We start from the raw sequence: 20554 nt of genomic DNA, 5'->3' as shown, positions 1-20554 counted from the left end.
AGCTCAAGGGGTGGCGTGCTCGGGGCCAGGTGCCCCCGCCGCCGCCCGTTCCTTCACTTCCGAATCCATTCGCGCCCGGTGCCGACGCCTCCGTCGCTCCGTCAGCACCAGCAGCAGCGCGGGAAAGGCCACCAGCATGACGAGTAGATTGGTGGCGAAGCCCATACTGGCCAGTGCCCCCACGGAGTTCAGGCCTGGATGCCTGGCCAGGAAGAGCGCGCCGAAGCCCATGGCGCTCGTCAGCAGGCCCCCTGCGATGGCCCGACCTGTCTCCGAGTAGACCTCCACGAAGTCGCTGCCCGGTGACGCCAGGCGTGTCAGCAGATGCACGCCCGCGTCCACCGTCGTCCCGATGAGCACGGGGATGATGAGGATGTTCAGATAGTTGAACTCCACCCCCACCAGCGGCATCAGGCCAATCAGCGCGAGCAGCGACACCACCGTGGGCAAGAGGCACAGCACCGCCATGCGCAGCCCGCCCAAGGTCATCCACATGGCGAGCAGCACCGCCAGCGTCGTGCCTCCGAGGATGAGCGGCGCCTCGTGCGTCACCATGTCCAGCAGGTCCGCCATCACCATGGCCTCACCCGCCGCGGACACGCGCCCCCCATCCAGCGTCGGGGCACCGCGCACCTCGCGCGCCAGGGCCCGCACGGCCTGCCCGTCCGACTGGTCCACCGCCGGGTACACCAGCACGAAGCTCCCGGGTGTCCCCTCGCGTCCCATGAACTGCTGACGCACGCTCGGCGGAAGGTCCTCGAGCGTGAAGGGCCGGGCCTCGCTCTGACGACGCAGTTCCACCAACTGCGTGCGCTGCTCGGGCGACAGGCGCTCTTCAGGGACGTTCTCGAGCAGGCGGTGGATGTCCTGGAGCACGGCCTGCTTGCGCGGCTGGTCCTGGGGCACGAGCGACGACAGCGAGGCCACGAAGTCGATGGTGGAGTCCTTGCCCCGCTCGCGCTGACGCCGGGCCAGGGCGGACGCCATCGCGTGTTCCTCTTGCGTGCTCTTCGTGAGGACGACGACCGGCGTCTGCGAATAGCCGATGATTTCGTTCACCTGCTTGTCGAGCACGAACGAGGGCAGGTCCTGGTCCTCGAGCGTCCCGAAGTTGTAGTCGAAGCGCACCCGAGGCACCTGCGTCAGCAGCCCCACCAACAGCACCGCCGAGACGCCGGTGATGACGTAGCGGTGCCGCACCAGCACGCGCCCGAAGGGGGACTCGCTCGGAGCGACGGCCGCCCGTTTGGGACGCCAGCCCCAGCGCGCCGTGAGTCCCAGCAGCGCGGGCAGCACCAGCACGTACGCGGCGATGAGCACCAGCATGCCGATGCCCGCGATGACGCCGAACTCCCGGAACGCGCGCAGCCGAGACGTCCCCAGCACGAAGAAGGTGAGCGCCGCCACCAACGCGGACACCAGGGCCGCGCCGCCGGTGTGCGTGAAGGACTCGCGCGTGGCCTCCTCGGAGGACTCGCCCTCCGTGCGCAGGTGCAGGTAGCGCCCCAACAGGTGGATGCCGTGCTCCACGCCCAGGCCGCCGAGGATGGCGCCCAGAAAGCCCGTCAAGAGATTGACCTGTCCATACAGCAGGGCCACCAGGCCGTACGTCCACGCGAGGCCCATGCCCACCGGTGTCAGCACGAGCCCCACCGCCAGCGCGCTGCGGAAGTGGAAGAGCAGGTAGAGCAGCATCAGCGCCATGGCCACGGCCGACGACACCGCGATGTCGCGGATGATCTGCTTCTGCTGGTCCAGCTTCTTCTGGAAGGTGCCGGTGATTTCCACCCGGAAGCCGGGGCCGTACCTGGACAGGTCCTGCGCGTCGAGCAGCCCGCGCACCTCGTCCACGATGCGGCGCGAGTAGGCGAGGTCCGCCGACGTCATCTCCGGCTTGACGAGCACGACGACGCGCCGGGCCTTCGCGTCCAGGTAGTAGTCGTCCTTCGCGGAGGACAGCTTCTGTCCCGCGGCGCCGCCGTACTTCGCCTCCAGGTCGGAGAAGTCGAGCGTCGGCTCGGGCTCGTCCACCAGCGGCACATAGAGAGGGTTGGCCTGCTGGCGCTCCCATTGGAGCCGCGCGGCGAGCCGACGGTGGACCTCTCGCAGGTCCTCTTCCGACAGGAAGTAGAGCGCCCTGTCGCGGAAGAAGGCGCCCGTGCGCTCCTTCTCCACGAAGCGCACGCCGGGCAGCGCCTGGAGCTTGGGTGCCAGGTCATCCGCGAAGCGGCGAAGCGACTCGGCGTCTCCTCCTTCGCCCACCACCGACACCCAGCCGAGTGCGCCGAAGCGCGTCTCCAACTCGTGCAGGTCCTGCACGCTCTCAAATGAGTTCGGAAGCAGGTCCACCAGGTTCGCGTTGAGCTTGAGGTTGCGAGCGAAGAAGCCCCCCACCGCCGCCAGGAGCAGCGCCAGGCCCAAGGCGAGAATGGGCCGCTGGTGACTGCGTGTTGCCAGGGCCCCGAGGCTCCGCTCCACGCGTCGCATCCAGCGGCGCTCACTCCGCGTCGATGTCGTCGTTGGCTCCGAGTCCATCTGTCACGGTGGCGTCCCGTCCCCAGGCTCCGGCCTCTGCCGGTAGCGTGGAGGGCGGCACGGCTTCCCCTCCCTTGGGTGTCCGCGTGAGCGGCCCCATGTGGTCGGGAACGTGGGGACTCGGCGCGGGGGATGCAGTGCTCGCCGACTGGCCGTCTGCCCCCCGGGAGGGCGGCGGACCCGCTGCTCACGTCCCTGATGCGCGACGCGCCCGGCCGTGCGCTCCACCCGTGGAAGCAGCCGGGCAGACAGCCGGGCGAGGGTCGTTGGGACTTGTTAGAGAAGGTCAGGTCATTCGGTGCCTTACATTCCGCCTTACGGCATAAACGCGTTGACTCCCTGGTTGGCGCATGCCCAAGGTGGGCCGGCCGTTGTTCGGCCCGCAAACAACACAGCAGGTGTCGCAACATGGGTGAGAAGCGTTGGTCGGAGCGGTTCGAGGGGGCGATGGGCCAACTCGCCGCACGCAGCCACCGGCGTCCGTATCAGGCACTGGTGGTGGCGTTGGTGCTCACGCTGCTGGGGGCCTGGTTCGCGAGGACCCTGACGCTCAGCGCGGACTTCGTGGGCCTGCTGCCCAAGGCGTTCCCCAGCGTCCAGGACATCGAGAAGCTGCGCAAGCGCTTCGGTGGCCAGGGCAACGTGGTGTTGGTGGGCATGGGCGCGGAGCCCGAGGTGCTCAAGCGCTTCGCGGACGACATGGCGCCGAAGCTCGCGGAGCTGTCGGAGATTCGCTACGTCAACTACCAACGGCCGAGCGAGTTCTTCGACAAGCACGCGCTGTACTACGTGGACCTGGATGACCTGAAGACCATCCAGGGCCGCATCGACGCGCGCATCGCCTGGGAGAAGGAGCAGGCCAACCCGCTGTTCGTCCGGCTGGATGACGCGCCGCCGCCGTCGGTGGACTTCGCCGACATCGAGCAGAAGTACACCGGCCGCGCCAATCAGCGGCTCTCCGGCCAGGGAGATTTGTACTACCTGGACACGACGGAGCGCGTGGTGGTGCTGATGGCGAAGCCCAAGGGCAGCGCCGCGGACCTGAACTACTCCAAGAAGGTCGTCACCCAGGTGGAGGACTTCCTGGCGAAGCAGGACCTGTCCAAGTACGGGCCGGGCTTCAAGACGGCGGTGACGGGCACGTTCAAGAAGAAGATCGACCAGCAGCGCGTCATCGTCAGTGATTTGGCGACCGCGTCCTCGCTGGCCATGGTGCTCTTGCTGGCGTACCTGGCGTTCCACTTCCGCAGCGCGCTGTCGGTGGGCTTCACCATGCTGCCGGTGCTCGCGGGCCTGGGGTGGACGTACGGCTTCGTCGGGCTGGCGTACGGGCAGGTGAATCTCTTGACGGGGTTCCTGGCGGCGGTGCTTGGCGGCCTGGGTGTGGAGCACGGCATCCACCTGTTGGGGCGCTACGGGACGTTGCGTTCGGAGGGGATGACGTCCGAGGCGGCGGTGCACGAGTCCTTCCGGCACACGGGCTTCTCCGCGCTCATCGCGGCGCTGGTGGCGGCGCTGACGTTCTTGAGCCTGGCGCTGTCGGAGTTCAGGGCGTTCCGCGAGTTCGGCATCATCGCGGCGGTGGGCATGCTGGTGAGCATCTTCGCGTACGTGCTCATCCTGCCGGCGCTGCTCGGGGTGGCTTCGCGCTTTGGCTGGTCGCCGCGCGTGCACCAGGGTGGCACGGGGCCCATGGCGCTGTTGGGGCGGTGGCTGCCGCGTTCCTATCGAGGGGTGGCGGTGGTGATTGGCGTCGGGGTGCTGGCGCTCATCTCGCAGGCGTACCGCATCTCGTTCAACTACGACTCGCGCACGCTGGAGGACTACAAGCAGGCGTCGGCGGTGCTGGACCAGAAGGTGAACAACATCCTGGGCTACTCGCAGACGCCGGTGGTCGTGCTGACGGACTCGCAGGACATGGAGCGCGAGGTCGTCCGGCAGTTGGAGGCGCGCAAGGCGGCGCGGGGCAAGGACTCCACCATCGACTTCGTGGGGGCGCTGGAGGACCTGGTGCCTCGCCAGCAGTCGGAGAAGCGGGCGGTACTGGAGGCCATCCACACGCGGCTGAACAAGCTGGACCCGGAGCGGCTGCCGGAGGACACGCGGGCGTCGCTGACGCGCGCGCTGAACATGTCGCAGGCGAGGCCCTTCACCCAGGCGGAGCTGCCGGCGAGCGTGCGGCACCAGTTCGAGAGCCTGGATGGGAGCACGGGTGGCGTGGTGCTGGTGTACGCGGGCGGCGGGGTGAGCCTGTCGGACGGCGAGGGCACGCGGCGCTTCTCCAAGGAAGTGCGCGGGCTGCACATGCCGGACGGCAGTCAGGTGTCGGCGGCGGGCGAGGCGCTCATCCTGGCGGACATCCTGGACATGGTGTCGCGCGAGGGCCCGCGGATTCTCGCGGCGGCGGTGCTCAGCGTGCTGGCGGCGATGTGGCTGACATTGGGGCGGCTGCGCACGGCGCTCATCTGCATGGTGCCCACGTTGCTGTCGGTGGCGGGGCTCGTGGGGTTGATGGCGCTCCTGGATTTGCAGTTCAACTACCTGAACATCATGGTGTTGCCGGTGTTGGTGGGCACCACGGTGGATGCGGGTGTGCATCTGGTGCAGCGGCTGGGTGAGCCGGGCGCGGACTTCATCTCCGTGTATGGGGAGACGGGCCGGGCGATTACGGGCGGCCTCTTGACGAGCGCCATCGGCTTCGTGGCGTTGGTGCTGGCGAAGCACCCGGGGCTGAACTCGATTGGGGACCTGGCGAACCTGGGGTTCGGGTTGAACCTGGTCATCGTGCTGCTGGGGTTCCCGTCGCTGCTGTTGCTGGTGGAGCGGTGGCGTCGCAAGCACGGGGCCACGGCGGAGCAGCCGGAGCAGCCCGCGCCGGAAGCGTGATTCATGCGCGGCCGGGGCGCCGTGGTGGTGCCCTGGTCGGTGTCCGAGGAGGGCAGGGTATGAAGCGGAGCGGATGGTTCGCGGCGGTGACGGTGGCTGTGGCCCTGGCGGGCTGTGGCCATGGTGGGAAGAAGGAAGAGAAGAAGGGCGACACGCGCTGCGAGGAGTCGCGGAACCTCTCGTGCATCACTGGCACGGAGTGTTCCATGGACCGAGACCGTGGCTGTGAGGTCTGTCGCTGTTCGCCCGCGGATGCGCTGACTCCCACGGACAAGCGCCGGCCCACGGCGATGGAGCCGCAGCAGCGCTGGTAGGGCGGGGACGGGCTACAGCTCCGCGAGGATGCGGCCGCGGGCGTCGATGGCGTAGACGGCCCCGGCGTCCATGAGGGGCATTGTCAGCCTGAGCGCTCGAATCTAGAGTTGCTCGGGGGATGCGCAAAGCAGTCGATGTGCTGTCCATGCACGACTGCAAGCGAGTTCATGTGGGCACTGAATAACCGCACAGCCTATTCGGCGGAGCGCAACTGGACTCGCGATAGGGATGGACTCCACTGGTGGCTTGTCGCCGTGCGGGCAACGTTCGATATCGGACGGAGCGGTCGGCTTTCTCTCTCTGACGTACAGCCGCCGCCCTGCTTGATGCCGGAGTACTTCGGTGACCCTGGTGGCTCAAGCCTGCGGTACGACTCGGACCTCCTGGCGTCGAAGCCAGGAACGGATATCCTCGTCATCGCTCAAGCGCACGCGCCCCATGGCAAACCGGCGCAATGCGTCCCTGTCTCGCTTCGTGTGGGGCCCCTCCGGAAGGTCCTGCTCGTTCATGGAGAGCGCTTCTATGACAGGAGTTGGTCCGGCATCTCATTGACTCGGGCACAATCCTTCACCACCTGCCCCATCCGTTATGAGGGGGCATTTGGCGGAAGCGATTTGTCAGCGCCTGATACCAGCAAGCACCGCATCGACGAGCGGAATCCGATAGGGCGTGGCTTCGCGACGAGGATGGCCCATGTCGTTGGGAAGACTGCCCATTCCATCGAATATCCCAAGGGCGAGCCCGCGCAGAGAGGACCCGCGGGCTATGGTCCCATCGATTCCTCTTGGATGCCTCGGCGCAAGCTCGCGGGGACCTACGATGCTCGCTGGGAGCGCACGAAGAAGCCGCTCCTTCCCGATGATTTCGACCCGACCTTCGCGTTGAGTTCCCCCATGGACCAGCGTCCGGAAATGCCGCTCCTGGGAGGCGAGCCGGTCGAGTTGTTGAACATGACCCCAGATGGCGTGCTTCGCTTCGAGCTTCCTCGTCTCTCGCTCGGTTTCACGACGCGGATTGCCGCGCGTCGTGAAGAGCACGGTGCGCAGCTGGCCACGGTCCTCGTCGAGCCCGAGCAGCGGCGCCTCTGTCTCGTATGGCAGAGCAAGCTGAGAGTGTCCGCCCTTGATGCGGACTATCTCGACGAGACGGAGATTGTCGAGTTGGGGAGCACGGCATGAGCCCTCAGGTCGAAGTCGTCGCGGTTGGAGCGCGAACACCTCTGGGCTACACGGCGGAAAGCAGCGCGGCGGCGATGCGGGCCGGCATCGCGCGATTCGCCGAGTACCCGTTTGCCGACGCGCGAGGAGAGCCCGTCGTGGTGGCCGCGGACGGGCTGCTCGACTCGAAAATCGAGGGGCGTGTCCGCATGATGGCCCTGCTCGAGAGCGCTCTGGAGGAAGTTGAGGAGAAGCTCGGGCCGGGAGTGGCGCGGAGTGGTGGAGTTCGGTTGTTGCTTTCGCTTCCTGAGGGACGCCCAGGGTTCTCAGAAGAAGACGCTGCCTGGGTCGTGGCCGCCGTGGAAGCTCGCACCCGTGCGAGGGGACATCATCCGCTCGTGGAACTCGTGGGCCGTGGCCAGGCTGGAGGCATCCGGGCGGTGGAGCACGTCTTGCGCGAGTGCGCCAAGGGAAGAGAGGCTGTGTTCCTCGTTGCGGGCGTCGAGAGCTATCACCACCCGGAGACGTTCATCTGGTTGGAACGTGAGCGCCGGTTCGCGCAGCCGGGAATCCGCGGCGGATTCATTCCTGGGGAGGGTGCCGGGTGCCTCGCACTGGTGAGCGTGGGGCTGCGCCGTCGGTTGAAGCTCCCAGGGCTGGCTGTCGTGAGCGGGGCGTGCACTGTGCAGGAATCCTTGCTGCGCGACAGCGACACGGGGTCATTTGGTCAGGCCATGACGAAGGCCGTGGAAGGCGCTTTCGCGGGGCTCGCCACGACGCGGGAGAAGGTGGACGACCTCTACATCGACCTCAATGGTGAGCGATACCGCAGCGAGGAATGGGGGTTCGTCGCGCTTCGGACCCCTTCGATTTGGAGGACGACCACCTATCGCTCGCTCTGCGATGGCTGGGGCGATGTGGGGGCGGCAGCGGGTGTACTTGGAGGGGTGCTGGCGGTCAGGGCATTTGCGCGGGGCTACATGAAAGGCCCTCTGGCCATGGTGCTCACAGGTTCCGACAGTGGACTTCGGGGAGCGATGCTCCTGCGGAGCCCCGGGCCAATCGAGGGGAGGGTGTCATGACAAAGGTCTCAGTGAATGCGCCAAGAACGCCGGTGACCGAAGGCTCCAGCGGGGTCGCCGCGGCAACGCTGCCCAATGTGTGCAAGATGCCCGGGCCGCCTGCTCCCTTTGTTCCGACACCGCTGCCGAACATTGGCAAGAGTGGAACGGACCCCAAGAAGTACTCCAAGACAGTCACCATCGAGGGCAAGAAGGTCGCGATTCGAGGTTCGACCTTTGGTTCCATGGGAGACGTCGCCAGCAAGGGAACAGGAGGCGGGCTGGTCTCCGCCAACGTGGAGGGCCCTACGAGCTTCGTGGGGCCAGGGGCGATGAGCGTGAAGTTCGACGGAAAGAACGTCCAGCTTCTTGGCGATCCCATGCTCAACAACTGTGGCCCAGGTGGGAGCCCCGCCAACGCGGCGACGATGATGGGCGTCATCCAGATGAATGGAGCCGTCATCTTCGTCACCGGAGAAGACCGGTGCCCTCTATGCAAGGGGAACCATGACAAGAAAGGAATGTTGAAGGAGACCAAGGCGACCAAGGTCAATGCCGAGCGGCTGGCCAAGAAGCTCAGCAAGCAGGGCTATGCCATGTCCACGATGCTTGGTGTGGTTCAGTGCAAGTGCAAGGCGAAGCACTATGCCGACCGCTCCGGGGCCACGGACAGCGAGTTCTGCGCGAGCGTCAAGGAGCTTGGATGGCACGGTCCTCAGGAGGCGAGTGCGGTCAATCCCCCGAGGAACGCAGGGGGTGGTACGGACAATGCGGTGCTCAGGTTCCTCAAGAACCGGTTCCCGCAGCGCGTGGAGCGTGTGCAGGACGTCTGGGAAGATGCTGCGGAGCGATTCGAGAACTTCAGTCGCAACCCCGAGTTGCCCGCCGCCTATCCGCCGGGGCGCTGTGCTGCTCCCAAGGCGCTCATGCTCTTGATGGAGGATGAGGCCTTCCCCGCGGGTATCACCGAGCAGTGGTTCCACCCCGAGGGCAGACCGACTCGAGGGAAAATCAAGTTCCGGGACAGTCAGAGCGGGACGGTGGTCGCTGGGCCATTTGGCCATGGGAAGACGGTCCCTCCCTGCGATACCTGCAACCTGCTGCTCCCCATGATGCTCTGCTCGGAAGACAAGGAGACCCAGTGTCAGCACAAGACCTAGAGCCCGACATGGAGGGCCTGCTCCTGAGGGTCGTGCCGGGGCTCGCGGCGACGTGGAAGGGCGTCACGTCGGACACGATTGCGTCGGTCGAGCGCCTGGCTGGGCAGCCCTTGCCCTCGTTCTATCGCTGGTTCTTGAGTCGCATGGGACAGAGCATGGGACCTCTGGCCTATCCGACCCTGGACTTCTCCGCGCAGCGCGTGCTCGCGTGCTACGCCAAGAAACAGGTCCTGCCCGATTCCCGATTTCTGCTCATCGCGTTCGAGTCCGACGAGATGATGCCCTTTCATCTCTTTTATGACTTCAGCGCTCCAGCGCGCGAGGACGCACTGGTCACGTCGAGGGAAGCCCGGGGCGGGGAGTTGACGGACAGGTTCGAAACGCTGCGTGAAATGCTGGCGTGGGGAGCGGTCTCGCTGTTCCGCATCGACAGGGCTCCGCAGACCCTGAGTGGCAGCATCAAGGGGGACGCTCCCGATTTTCTCTCGCGGTTGGACCCGGTGATGGACAGCCTGGGTTTCACCGCGTCGATTTCCACAGGACCGCTCTGCAGGGTGTATGAAAGGCCCGATGCCGCAATGGTATGCCGGGGGACGCCAAGGGCGGGGCTTGGCAACAGGCGAACCTTCAAGCTCGGGGGAAGCAGCGTCGGGAGTCTTCGGAGAATCCTCGGGGAAATCGCGACGGAGCCTTCACTGGAGCTCGCTGTCAAAAGCCCTGTAGCCGGATGACGTGCCTGCTTCAGTCAGGCCTTCACACCGGGCTCGAAGCGCAGTGGCAGGTGCGTGGGGCCGTGGACATGGAGCGCCTGTCGCGGCTGCCAGGGCTCGTCGCTCGCGAGCCGGAAGTCGCGCAGCCGTTCCAAAAGGTCCGTGAGCGCCACCCGCGCCTCCATGCGGGAGAGCGCCGCACCCAGGCAGAAGTGGATGCCGTGCCCGAAGGCGAGGTGCGGATTGGGGTCCCTGCCAATATCGAACCGCTCCGGCTCACGGAACTGCTTCGGGTCCCGATTCGCGGAGCCAATCATCGGCAGCACGAACTTCCCCTCCGGAATCACCCGCCCGTGTAGCTCCACCGCACGCTTCGTCGAGCGGAACATCGACTGCGCCGGAGACCGGAACCGCAGCACCTCCTCGATGGCCAGGGGCAACAACCCCGGCTCCGCCTTCAGTCGCGCCAGCTGGTCCGGGGACTCCATGAAGCACAGCAGCGCGTTGTTGATGAGGTTGGTCGTCGTCTCCGTCCCCGCCGCCAGGAGCAACTGGAAGAACCCCAGAAGCTCCTTCGCGTCCAGCCGCTCCCCATCCACCTCCGCCTCGACCAGCCGGGTCAGCAGGTCATCCCGCGGCGCCCTCCTGCGTTCATCCAGGATGCCCGCCAGATAGGTCCGCATCTCGTCCCGCGCCGCCGCGTTCTCCTCCATCGCCCGCTTCGACTCGTCCCCACCCGCGATGGTGTAGCTGAGCTTCATGATGATGTCCCCCCACCGCAGGAACCGCGCCCGGTCCTCGACGGGAATCCCAATCATCTTCGCGATGACCATCGCCGGCAGCTGACTGGAGTAGTCCGCCACCAAATCCAACTCCCCACGCTCCACCGTCACATCCAGCAGCTCCCGGGACAGCTCCCGCACGTGCGGCTCCAGGTTGGCGATGGAGCGCGGCGTGAAGGCTCGCATGATGATGCCGCGCAGCTTCGTGTGCCGGGGCGGGTCCGAGAACAGCAGCCAGTCCGGCGTCGTCCCCGTCTCCGTCGTGACGACGGAGCTGAACGCGTCATGGTCCTGCAGCGCCCACTTCACGCTGTCGTAGTCGAAGAGAATCCACAGGTCCTCCCGTGGCTCGTGCAACAGCGGCGAGTCCGCGCGCAACTTCGCGTAGAGGGGAAAGGGATTGCGGCGCACGTCATCGGTGAAGAGCTCCAGCATTCCTTGGCGTCTCCAGGACGCCAGGGTAGGAACCCCAGGTTCCAGAGCGAAACCGTGCCGGACTGAACCGTCCAGCCGAGGACGCTAGGCCGCTCGCTCCGCGCGCCGTGCCGCCCACGCGGTGACGAAGTCCGCGAGGCCGCCCAGCTGCCGGTCATTGAGCGTGCACTGCCACCGGGCCTGTCGCAGCGCGCGGTACGCCGCCGGAGCCTCCCAGCCGCGCGCCACCATCACCGCCAACCCCATCAACGGGCCCCGCCCCACACCGTGCTCGCAGTGCGCATAGAGGTGCCCACCCCGCTCCAGCCGGGGCAATGCCCACTCGACACCTTGCAGGAGCTGCTCCACCGACGGCGGATAGCGGTCCGTCACCGGCAGGTTCAACAACTCGATGCCCAGCGCTTCCAGCGCCTTCGCGTCGTCGACACTCTCGGCGCGCAAATCAATCACCGCGGTGATTCCTCGCGCCTTCAGCTCCGCGTAGCGCGACGGCGGCACCGAGCCACCCACGTGCAACCAGTCGCTCACGTGCGACACGTTGAGGCCGCGCCCCGGCAGCTTCGTGGTCCACTCCACGCAGCGCGCCACCGAGCGCAGCACCTGCTTGCGCACCCAGCCTCGCACGCCGGGCACATGGTGCACGTCCCGCAACAACGAAACGCTCACGGGTCTCCCTCGAGCGACACTTCCATCAACCCCGTCACCGGCGCCTTCCCCGCGCGCTCCAGCACCGCCCGGTGCAGGTACGTCACGGGAGCGCCCACCACGGGCTTGATGAGCCCACCCAGCACGCCCAGTTCTTCCACGGGCGCGCTGCGCTGCAACAGCGACGTGGAGCGCAGCACCATCACCTTCGCCCCGTCGCCGCCGAAGACATCCACCGTCCAGACGCTCCGCTCCTTCGTGCCCTCGCGGCTGAGCGTGAAGGACTCCAGCTGGGTCGGCGTGCCACCCTCCGTCCACGAGTACACCGGACCGAACTCACCGTCCTGCCCCTCGCGCCCCAGCAACACCATCCGCTCCCCGCCCTCGCGCAGGGCCCGGAAGCGCACCCAGCGCCTGGCCAGCTTCGCCGGAGCAATGGTGGAGCGCGTGTGGTCCGCGTAGCCGCCACCGACCTGCTCCAGCTCCGCGCTCTTGGGCGGCTGCACCTTCGCCTTCAGCGGGCTGAAGGCGAGCATCATCTCGTGCCGGTAGCGCGCGTTGCCCACTTCCACTTCCGAGCCTTCCGGCGAGCGGGGTGCCATGGGCGCCGCGTACTCCAGCACCACCCGCCCACCGTCCAGCGGCGCCTCCACCCGCGTCACGCCCTCCGCCGAACGCGCCGAGCACGTGCCGACGCGCAGCGTGCCAGTGGCCGCGTCGTAGCCCCACTCGCGCGAGCCCACCTTCTTCTGCGCCGTCCACGCGCGCTGGCCCGGCCGCAGCACCGTCGCGCGGCAGATGCCCGTGCGCGAGCCCGGACCGATGTTCGTCACCTGCAACTGCACCAGCACGAAGGTGCTGTCCTCCAGGTCCCCGATGAAGGTGAAGCTCTCCCCGTACGTGTCGCTCGGGGAGGCCGAGGGCTCCAGCGTCGCTCCCGCCGCCACGGTGGGCAGCGCGAGCGACAAGAGGAGACCCAGGACCTGGAGCCGCGCCTCACGCCGCATGGGGGCGCTGCTCCAGCAGCGCGTCCGGCGACGTCGTGTCGTTGAAGACGTAGTCACGCTGCAGCGGCAGGTTCCACGCGAAGTACACCACGCCGCGCACCAGCCACCAGCCCAGCGTGTAGGCCAGTTGCGGATGCAGCGTCAGCAGCGCCACGCCGCCCGCGTTGAGCAGCGCGCTTGTCCCGCTCACCACCGCGTAGCGCATCATCTGCCGGCCCACGGCCGCCGTGCTGCGGAAGGTGAACACGCGATTGATGGAGTAGTTCACCACCGCGCCCAGGAGCGCGCCCAGCACCGTGGCCCACGCGGGCAACAGCCCCGCCCACTCCACCAGCGCCAGCACCACCGCGAAGTCCGCCACCGTGGCCACCGCGCCCGCCGCCGCGTTGAGGCCGACAATCGCCTTCTCCGAACGCGCCTCCTGCCGCTTGGGCGCCAGCGCCTTCACCAGATTCCGGAAGCGGGAGATGGCCGTCAGGTTGCTCATGATGGCGACGAAGACGAGCCCCACCACCGCCATCCAGTGCATGGGGTGCTTCTCCTGGGGCCAGAACACGGCCTCCAGAATCGGCGACAGCGCCGTGCCCGCGCCCAGGAAGAGCACCCGCTCCAGCCGCTGCATCGCGCCGTCACGCACGTTGACGCCCAGGCCCTCGCCCTTGGCGCGGACATACGGCACCAGCGACGAACCCAGCAGCGCACCCAGCGCCGGCAGCAGCACCCAGGTGTCCCGGTAGTACCAGGCAAGGCCCATCAACATGGCCGAGTCCACGTACCTGTCGAGCACCGAGTCCAGCGCCGCGCCCGCGGGGTTGGCCTCCTTGCGTGTACGGGCGATGCGCCCGTCCATGACGTCCAGGATGCCCGCGCCCAGGAACAGCCAGCCGCCCAGCGCGAAGCGGCCCGCCGCCACCGCCACGCCGGAGGAGATGCCGAGCAGGCCCGACAGCATGGACAGCGCGTTGGCCGGAAGGCCCGAGCGCAGAATCAGCGCCCACAACGGCTGGATGACCCAGAAGAAGTAGTGCCGGAGGAAGTAGCCGACGAACCCGGCGTTGCCCCGCTTGAGCGTCTCCTCGTCGCGAGGCACGCCCTTGAAGGCCACGCGGATACAGAAGATGAGCAGGCCTCCCAGGAAGTACACACAGGCGAGGATGGCCGGACCCAACGCGGTCCAGATGCGAGCCGAGGGGGACAGGTTTCCGGTCAACCAGGCGACCACGTTCTCAAGCACGGGTGTCCCCTCCAGGAGTCAGCGGCAGCGTGACGGTCATGGGTGCGCTCTTGCGCGAAAAGGCCAGCTCCACCGCCAGGAAGGCGGCGAGCGCGAACACGAGGCCCGCGAGCACATCCAGGATGTAGTGGTGCGTCAGATAGACAGCGGAGAAACCAACCAGCAAGGCGAACGCCCCCGTGGCCAGACGCCACTTCGGGCCATCCCGCCAGACGAAGAGCATCACCATGAAGGGATAGGAGGCGTGCAACGAGGGCATGGCCCCGAAGACGTTGGGATTGCGGGCGTAGAAGCCGGCGAAGTAGTTGATGCCCAACAGTGCGTCGAAGCGCGCCGTGCCCGCGGGACTGGGCAGTGCGGCGAGGTTCGCCGGGCCCGGGCCGTACTGAAGGATGTACCAGGGCGGAGCCGCCGGATAGAGCAGGTAGGTGACCATGCCCAGGGCGTTCACAAGCAGGAAGGCCCAGCACAGCTTCTCGAAGCGCGCGTCCTTCTTCACGAAGAAGAAGATGGCCATCAAGAAGACTTCGTAAAGGTAGGCCGCGTAGGCGAAGCCGCACAGCAGGTCCAACACGGCGTGCGAGCGGGTGCTCCACCACAGGGGCCAGTTGACACCCCCGGGGGCGGGGAACCATTGGCGCTCCCAGTCCCACAAGTCACCCGTGTGGATGCCGCCCCGAAGGAACAGCCAGAGTCCCTGGCTGTCCATCAGCATGCCGGTCAGCCATAGCGGGAACCCGCCGAAGAGGAAGCGCCGCGTGCGGGGGCCCGCCCAGGCCACCCCCACCAGCAGCACGTCCGCGACGACGTGGTCCCACCGGAGCCGACCGGTGGCCGTCACGAGCATCAAGTGGCCCACACCCAGCAGGGTGACGAGCCACGTGAAGGCCGGACTCTTAGCGAGCGAGCGGGAGGTCATCCCCGTAGTAGTCGAGTCCGAGGTGGGTGATGGGCTCTTCGCCCGCCACGACGCGCAGGGTGTTCTTCAGCTTGGTGAGCTGGATGAACAGGTCATGCTCGACGGGCAGGCCGGGCTGCGCCATGGGGCTCTTGAAGTAGAAGGACATCCACTCCTGGATGCCGCGCCACTCCAGCCGCTTGGCCAGGTCCAGGAACAGCGCGATGTCCAGCACCAGCGGCGCCGCCAGGATGGAGTCGCGGCAGAGGAAGTTGACCTTGATCTGCATCGGATAGCCGAGCCACCCGGTGATGTCGATGTTGTCCCAACCCTCCTTCGCGTCGCCGCGGGGCGGGTAGTAGTGGATGGACACCTTGTGCGAGTACTTGCTGTACAGCTCGGGGTACAGGTCCGGCTGCAGGATGGTGTCCAGCACGCTCGACTTGGTGACTTCCTTGGCCTTGAAGGCCGCGGGGTCGTCGAGCACCTCGCCATCGCGGTTGCCGAGGATGTTGGTGGAGAACCACCCCTCGAGGCCGAGCATGCGGGCCTTGAGCGCGGGGGCGATGACCGTCTTCATCATCGTCTGGCCGCTCTTGAGGTCACGGCCCGCGACGGGGATGCCCTCCAGCTTCGCCAGCTCCTGCAGCGCGGGCGTGTCCACGCTCGCGTTGGGCGTCGCGTTGGCGAACGGCACGCCTTCCTTGATGGCGGCGTACGTGTAGAGCGCGGTGGGGTTGATGTCCGTGCTGTTCTCGTCCAGCGCCTTCTCGAAGGCGGCCAGCGTCTTGAAGGACTCCGGCAGGGGACGGAAGGTCTCCACGCTGCTGCACACCACCATGACGGCGCGCTTGGCGTTGAGCTCCTTCTTGAAGTCGCGGATGTCCTGGCGCAGCGCTTCAATGCTCTCGCGGTGCGTCTTGGTGGCCTTGGCGTGGTTGGCCTCGATGCGGCGGACGAACTCGGCGTCGTGCACGCCCTTCTTGGGCTTGATGCCCTGGAGGAAGGGCTTCACCTGCTCCAGGTGCTTGTCGTGCAGCACGCCGGAGCGCACCGCGACCTGGTACGCGTCCTCGCTGATGATGTCCCAGGCGCCGAAGACCACGTCGTTCAGTCCCGTCAGGGGCACGAGCTCACCCAGCTTCACGGTGCGCCCGTCCGTCCGCTTGCCCAGGCGCGCGGTCCCCATCTGCGTCAGGGACCCGATGGGTGCGCCCTTGCCCTGCCGCGCCAGCTCCACACCCGCCATCAGCGTCGTGGACACCGCGCCCAGGCCGGGGATGAGCACCGCCAGCTTGCCCTCGGGCTTCGAGACCGACTTCTTGTTCTCCATCGTGGATTCCTTCGAAAGGCGGTTTTGACGCCCTGTGGTGAGGCTTCTTCGGATTCGCCGCTGCGCACCGACCTGATGCCGTGGGGTATGCGGAAAATCTCGAATGCGGATGGTTGATACTCTAAAGCGTTCGTGACTTCAACGTCATGTGGGGCGGCTGGTTAGCACGCCATGGGGCGGACTGATGGATCACCCCAGCCCCAGGTACAAGACGAGCCGAACGCGCCTGTCAGAGAAACACCAGGTCGTGAGAAAAGTGACACCTGCCCGACCGTACATGGGCATGACGGGTAGGTCGGAGTCGTTTCCGACCCGTTGGCTACGGTGTATGGGGGTGTATTGCTGCGTGTGTGCCTTCGAGGGGTGTGGGACGGGCCAGTCATGGCGCCCAGGCGCTTCCGGCGCAACCCCAAGTCGAGGCAGGCAGGGCCCACCCGCCACTTCCCGTAAAGAGAGGGGAGGGTGGGCCCGGGGAGGGACGTCAGTGGGGGCCCGTGCCGCCGCCGCCGTTCAGCTCCAGGGCCTGGTGGTCGCCGGGGGCGTAGGGCTTCCCGGACAGGACGGCCTTGAGCATGCCGGCCAGTTGCACCATGCGGCTGGAGGGAGCGTCCCAGTACTCGGCGCGCTCCACGCGCACGCACAGAAGCGCGAGCTCTGGATCATCCACGCCCTGGGGGAACCACGCCTTGAGAGCGGGGCTCCACAGCTCCCGGACCTTGCGGGCGTCCTTCACCAACTGACAGCGACCGCTGACGGACACGTAGCGTTCGCGGGTGGGGTCGGCGAAGGAGACGTTGACGTGGTGGTCCTGCTCCACCTCGTCGACCTTGTGGGAGTGCTCTCGGGTGAAGAACCAGAGTTCTCCGTCGAAGTCATGGTCCTGGGTCCACATCGGCCTGCTGTGCAGGCTCCCGTCGCTCTCCACCGTGGTCATCATCGCGACCTTGATGCCGTGGATGAGGTCTCCCAGATGTTCGACGGCGTCGCGGGTGCCTTGCTCCTTCTTCTTGGTGCTCATGCGCTCCTCCTGAGTTGGAAAGGTAGGCAGGGTGGAGGGGAGCGAGCATGGGACGGCCGGTCGGATGGCGCCTGGGCAGGCGGGCGGTGTGGTAGGTGGCGAGGGCCTCCCTGGTGGAGGGGAGACCTGGGGCTCCACGTGAGTGGGGAACCTGGGGATGGAAAGCGAGTGCGACGATGCTGAAGACCGCGTGGAACGAGTGGTGCCTGAAGGCGCTGCAGATTGAGACGGCCCTCCTGGCGCTGGAGGAAATCGAGCTGCCCGAGGAGATGCACGGGCTGCAGGACGCGGCGGAGGAGAAGTTGCTGGAGCTGGGGCGCGCCTGGAAGGGGCGGCAGCCGCAGAAGGACGGGCGCCGGTGGGAGCGGCAGACCCTGGAGGGCGGCGCGCCGAGCGACGCGGAGCTCCAGGAGGTCGTCGACGAGTTCCGCGGGGACGGCAAGAAGTGGACGCTGCTCCGGGCCACCAGCGACAAGCAGGAGGTCGTGGAGGTGGTGGTGTCGGAGGGCCGCGCGTGCATGGTGGCCGGCGGCTCGTACTACCTGGGCCAGTGGGACGCGAAGGACGAGGTGCTCGAGGTGGGCCGCGATGACGACGCGGGAGAGCCCGGCACCGGCGTGGTGTTGTCCGCCACCGCCGAGGTCCAGTTCACGCCGGACCCGGAGCTGTAACCCGCGTCACGCGGGCCTTCGAGCGCGCGAAGTTTCAGGAGTCCAGCACGCGCGCCATGCGCTCGCGTGTCTTCGCGTCGGGCAGGCGTCCGAAGCCAGCGCGGACGTTGTCGGCGACGTGCTCGGGGTTGCTCGTGGCGGGCAGCGGGCAGTGCACGGCGGGGTGGCCGAGGATGAACTTCAGGAAGAACTGCGCCCAGCTCGCGCAGTCGAAGTCCGCGGCCCACGACGGCAGCGCGCGGCCCTTCACCTGTCGGAAGAGCTGCCCCGTGGCGAAGGGCTGCATGACGAGCACCGCCACGCCGTGCTCGGCGGCGGCGGGGAGCAGGCGCTTCTCCGCGTCGCGCTCGGCGAGTGAGTAGGGCAGCTGGATGAAGTCCAGGGTCTGCTCGCGCAAGAGGCGCTCCAGGTCATCGAAGGCGCTTCGGGCGTAGTGGGTGATGCCGACGTAGCGCACGCGGCCTTGCGCCTTCCACTCGCGCAGCACGGGCAGATGGGTGCGCCAGTCGACGAGGTTGTGGACCTGGAAGAGGTCCATGTGCCCTCGCCCCATGTCCTTCACGGAGGTCTCCAGTTGGGCGAGGCCCGCCTCGCGGCCCGTCGTCCAGACCTTCGTGGCGAGGAAGGGTTTGGGCGCGTCCGCGAGCGAGGCGAGCACGTCCCCCACGACGCGCTCCGCCCGGCCGTACATGGGCGAGGAGTCGATGAGGCGCGCCCCTGAGTCGAGGAAGCGCTGGAGCACCTGCTTCAAGGGCGCGCGCTCGGCGGCGGAGGTCCCCACGTCGAAGGTCTGCCAGGTGCCGAGGCCGATGACGGGCAGGGCCTCGCCCGACTTGGGGATGGGACGGGTGCGCATGGAGGTCTTCACGGTGGGAGCGGGCTTCTCGGCCCGAGTCTGGCCCGGGAGCAGCGCGGCGCCGAGCCCCGCGGTGAGCACGTCCCGACGCGAGGGCGGGGACAAGGGCCTGGGGCGTCGGGGTGTCTGGGACATGGTGGTGACAGTATTTCGTGGGACCGGTGTTCTGTTGCGCGAAGGGGGACGGTGACGTCTCCCGCGAAACAACCCTGGCTCTGGCACCCGCGCCGCGCGTGGGAGGAGCCCTCTCGGAAATCAGCTCAGGAAGGTCCAGCGATGAAGCGCAAGGTCTCGGTGTGTGCGGGCGTCATGGCGGCGATGGTGGCGATGTCCGCTGGCGCCGAGGAGGCGAAGGGGGGCGACTCGGCCCCCGTGGTCTCGGCGGGCGGTGACGGTGGCCCGGCGGTGGGAGCCGAGGTCGCGCCAGTGGTGGAAGGGCCGGGCGTGGAGCGGGCGATGGTGGCGCCTCCCCTGGTAGAGGCGACGACGGCGGGGGTGGTGAGCGCGGGGACAGCGGGGGATGCGCCCGTGGCGGTGGCGAAGACGGAGGACGCGGAGCAGGACGTCCATGTGCCCTTCAACCTGTCGATTCTGCCGGGGCTGAGCACCTCGGGGTTCGCCCGGCAGAACCTGGTGCATGACGTGTCCATCGGGTTGATCGCCACGCATGCGAAGCGGGTGACGGCGCTGGGGTTGTCGCTGGGCGGCAACTGGGTGACGCATGGCGCGAGCGGCGTGCTCGCCACGGTGGGCGCCAACGTGTCGAGGGGGCCCGTGGATGGGGTGCTGCTCGCGGTGGGCGGCAACGTGGTGACGGCGGACGCGGAGGGCGTGCAGGCGTCGGTGGGAACCAACATCGTGCGCGGCTCCATGGGCGGTGGGCAGCTCACGGTGGGCGCCAACGTGGCGACGGGCGCGGTGGAGGGCACGCAGCTCAGCGTGGGTGCGAACATCGCGGGCGGCGATGTGAATGGCGGGCAACTCACGGTGGGCGGCAACCTGGCGTCGGGCGCGCTGCGGGGACTCCAGATGTCGGTGGGTGGCAATCTGGCGGCGGGGACGCTGAATGGAGTCCAGATGGCGGTGGGCGCCAACGTGGCGCGAGGCACCGCGCGAGGGCTCCAGTTGGCGGCGGGCGTCAACGTCGCCTCGGAGCTGACGGGCATGCAGGTGTCCTCGGGCGTCAGCTACGCGAGCAAGCTGTCCGGTGCGCAGCTCTCCCTCATCAACGTGGGCGGCGACGTCGACGGCGCGCAGGTGGGTCTGGTGAACGTGGCCGGCCGCGTGGACGGCGCGCAGGTGGGCCTGCTGAACGTGGCGGGCCAGACGGAGGGCGAGTCGGTGGGCCTCTTGAGCTTCGTTGGAAACGGTCAGGCCCACGTGCAGGTGTGGGCCAGTGACGTGTCGCTGACGAACATCGGCCTGAAGCTGGGCGGGCGGCACCTCTACACGCTGCTCACCGTGGGCCTCACGCCGCCGATGGATGGAGACCGACGTCGCTACACGGTGGGCGCGGGCCTGGGTGGCCACATCCCCGTGGGCCGCTTCTACGTCGACGTGGACGTGATGGGCTCCAGCCTGCATGCCAACCGCCTCTTCGACTTCGACGAAGACACGAACCATGTACTCGGGCAGTTCCGGGTGATGGCCGGCTGGCAGCTGTCGCGCCGCTTCGCCGTGTTCGGCGGAGTCAGCGCCAACACGCTCGTCACCTGGAACGGGAGTGACACGTGGAAGGAGCTGGGCATCGGCCCGGAGTGGAAGGAGGTCTCCGACAGCGGACGCACCACCGTGCGCACCTGGCCGGGCCTGCTCGCGGGCGTGCAGATTTGACGTGAGCGTGGGTGCTTC

General features: G+C 67.7%; 17 protein-coding genes. 8 read left to right on the top strand and 9 right to left on the bottom strand.

Translation table 11 applies throughout. From position 1 onward, the window contains the following. Positions 1–3: 3 nt before the first annotated feature. Entirely contained in the window at positions 4–2487 is a 2484-nt protein-coding gene (locus HUA76_RS04385; protein ID WP_254613982.1) for an RND family transporter, read from the bottom strand. Positions 2488–2943: 456 nt separating this feature from the next. On the opposite strand from HUA76_RS04385, the gene HUA76_RS04380 reads away from it, so the two are divergent. From HUA76_RS04380 to HUA76_RS04355, 6 genes are all read left to right on the top strand, one after another. Then, on the top strand, positions 2944–5421 hold the full coding sequence (locus HUA76_RS04380; RefSeq protein WP_174456975.1) for an RND family transporter: 2478 nt from the start codon (positions 2944–2946) through the stop codon (positions 5419–5421). 59 nt (positions 5422–5480) lie between these two features. Further along, a complete protein-coding gene (locus HUA76_RS04375; protein ID WP_174456974.1) occupies positions 5481–5735 on the top strand; it encodes a hypothetical protein in 255 nt (84 codons plus the stop codon). 135 nt (positions 5736–5870) lie between these two features. Further along, on the top strand, positions 5871–6914 hold the full coding sequence (locus HUA76_RS04370) for a DUF2169 domain-containing protein (RefSeq protein ID WP_371823443.1): 1044 nt from the start codon (positions 5871–5873) through the stop codon (positions 6912–6914). Then, positions 6911–7975, top strand: a complete 1065-nt coding sequence (locus HUA76_RS04365) for a hypothetical protein (RefSeq protein WP_174460071.1) — start codon at positions 6911–6913, stop codon at positions 7973–7975. The genes HUA76_RS04370 and HUA76_RS04365 overlap by 4 nt, the downstream gene beginning before the upstream one ends. Further along, positions 7972–9114 (top strand): PAAR-like domain-containing protein, encoded by a 1143-nt coding sequence (locus HUA76_RS04360; RefSeq protein ID WP_174460070.1) that lies wholly within the window; start codon positions 7972–7974, stop codon positions 9112–9114. The genes HUA76_RS04365 and HUA76_RS04360 overlap by 4 nt, the downstream gene beginning before the upstream one ends. Before the next feature lie 8 nt (positions 9115–9122). Next, a complete protein-coding gene (locus HUA76_RS04355; protein WP_174460069.1) occupies positions 9123–9845 on the top strand; it encodes an SMI1/KNR4 family protein in 723 nt (240 codons plus the stop codon). Positions 9846–9859: 14 nt separating this feature from the next. Here HUA76_RS04355 and HUA76_RS04350 read toward each other — a convergent pair whose 3' ends face one another. The 7 genes from HUA76_RS04350 to HUA76_RS04320 form a co-directional block, all read right to left on the bottom strand. Further along, positions 9860–11041 (bottom strand): cytochrome P450, encoded by a 1182-nt coding sequence (locus HUA76_RS04350; protein ID WP_254613981.1) that lies wholly within the window; start codon positions 11039–11041, stop codon positions 9860–9862. Between the two features lie 84 nt (positions 11042–11125). Continuing rightward, entirely contained in the window at positions 11126–11707 is a 582-nt protein-coding gene (locus HUA76_RS04345; RefSeq protein ID WP_174456971.1) for a dual specificity protein phosphatase family protein, read from the bottom strand. Next, a complete protein-coding gene (locus HUA76_RS04340; RefSeq protein ID WP_174460068.1) occupies positions 11704–12693 on the bottom strand; it encodes a hypothetical protein in 990 nt (329 codons plus the stop codon). Before HUA76_RS04340 ends, HUA76_RS04345 begins: the two co-directional genes overlap by 4 nt. Further along, positions 12683–13927, bottom strand: a complete 1245-nt coding sequence (locus HUA76_RS04335) for a GtrA family protein (protein WP_141645004.1) — start codon at positions 13925–13927, stop codon at positions 12683–12685. The genes HUA76_RS04340 and HUA76_RS04335 overlap by 11 nt, the downstream gene beginning before the upstream one ends. Next, on the bottom strand, positions 13920–14846 hold the full coding sequence (locus HUA76_RS04330; protein WP_174456970.1) for a phosphatase PAP2 family protein: 927 nt from the start codon (positions 14844–14846) through the stop codon (positions 13920–13922). The genes HUA76_RS04335 and HUA76_RS04330 overlap by 8 nt, the downstream gene beginning before the upstream one ends. Further along, positions 14824–16158 (bottom strand): inositol-3-phosphate synthase, encoded by a 1335-nt coding sequence (locus tag HUA76_RS04325; protein WP_174456969.1) that lies wholly within the window; start codon positions 16156–16158, stop codon positions 14824–14826. Before HUA76_RS04325 ends, HUA76_RS04330 begins: the two co-directional genes overlap by 23 nt. A gap of 481 nt (positions 16159–16639) precedes the next feature. Next, complete coding sequence (locus HUA76_RS04320) at positions 16640–17176, bottom strand: pyridoxamine 5'-phosphate oxidase family protein (protein WP_174456968.1); 537 nt, start codon at positions 17174–17176, stop codon at positions 16640–16642. A 176-nt stretch (positions 17177–17352) separates the two neighbouring features. Between HUA76_RS04320 and HUA76_RS04315 the strand changes: the two genes are divergently transcribed. After that, positions 17353–17847, top strand: a complete 495-nt coding sequence (locus HUA76_RS04315) for a hypothetical protein (protein WP_141645000.1) — start codon at positions 17353–17355, stop codon at positions 17845–17847. Between the two features lie 34 nt (positions 17848–17881). On the opposite strand, the gene HUA76_RS04310 is transcribed toward HUA76_RS04315, so the two are convergent. After that, complete coding sequence (locus HUA76_RS04310) at positions 17882–18838, bottom strand: aldo/keto reductase (protein WP_174460067.1); 957 nt, start codon at positions 18836–18838, stop codon at positions 17882–17884. A 141-nt stretch (positions 18839–18979) separates the two neighbouring features. Here HUA76_RS04310 and HUA76_RS04305 point away from each other — a divergent pair, with 141 nt between their 5' ends. Then, complete coding sequence (locus HUA76_RS04305) at positions 18980–20536, top strand: hypothetical protein (protein ID WP_174460066.1); 1557 nt, start codon at positions 18980–18982, stop codon at positions 20534–20536. Positions 20537–20554 lie beyond the last annotated feature (18 nt).

The sequence above is a fragment of the Myxococcus sp. CA056 genome, assembly GCF_013336715.1.
Taxonomy (GTDB): domain Bacteria; phylum Myxococcota; class Myxococcia; order Myxococcales; family Myxococcaceae; genus Myxococcus; species Myxococcus llanfairpwllgwyngyllgogerychwyrndrobwllllantysiliogogogochensis.
This window is presented reverse-complemented; position numbering and strand designations above follow the sequence as displayed.